Source organism: Bacillus sp. 05T22 (assembly GCF_056396765.1).
Window position 1 is genome coordinate 1 of the sequence record NZ_JBFTMC010000314.1, and the last position, 351, is coordinate 351.

3 tRNA genes are annotated in these 351 nt (G+C 54.7%); all 3 read right to left on the minus strand.

The features are described 5' to 3' along the window. Nucleotides 1-58 precede the first annotated feature (58 nt). Nucleotides 59-147, minus strand: a tRNA-Leu gene (locus tag AC1DIT_RS28640). A gap of 16 nt (nt 148-163) precedes the next feature. Then, nucleotides 164-238 (minus strand) — tRNA-Gly (locus tag AC1DIT_RS28645). Nucleotides 239-267: 29 nt separating this feature from the next. Next, nucleotides 268-348, minus strand: a tRNA-Leu gene (locus AC1DIT_RS28650). Nucleotides 349-351: the final 3 nt, after the last annotated feature.

Genomic DNA, 351 nt, shown 5'->3' on the forward strand with positions numbered 1-351 from the left:
ACCCCTAACCTTTTGATCCGTAGTCAAACGCTCTATCCAATTGAGCTACGGGCGCATATGGTGCCGAGGGCGGGGGTCGAACCCGCACGGTGGTCACCCACCGCAGGATTTTAAGTCCTGTGCGTCTGCCTGTTCCGCCACCCCGGCATGTCATATTGAAAATTGGAGCGGAAGACGGGATTCGAACCCGCGACCCCAACCTTGGCAAGGTTGTATTCTACCACTGAACTACTTCCGCAAGACATGTATGAGATATTTTATTAAAAGTGCGGGTGAAGGGAGTCGAACCCCCACGCCAAAGGCGCCAGATCCTAAGTCTGGTGCGTCTGCCAATTCCGCCACACCCGCATA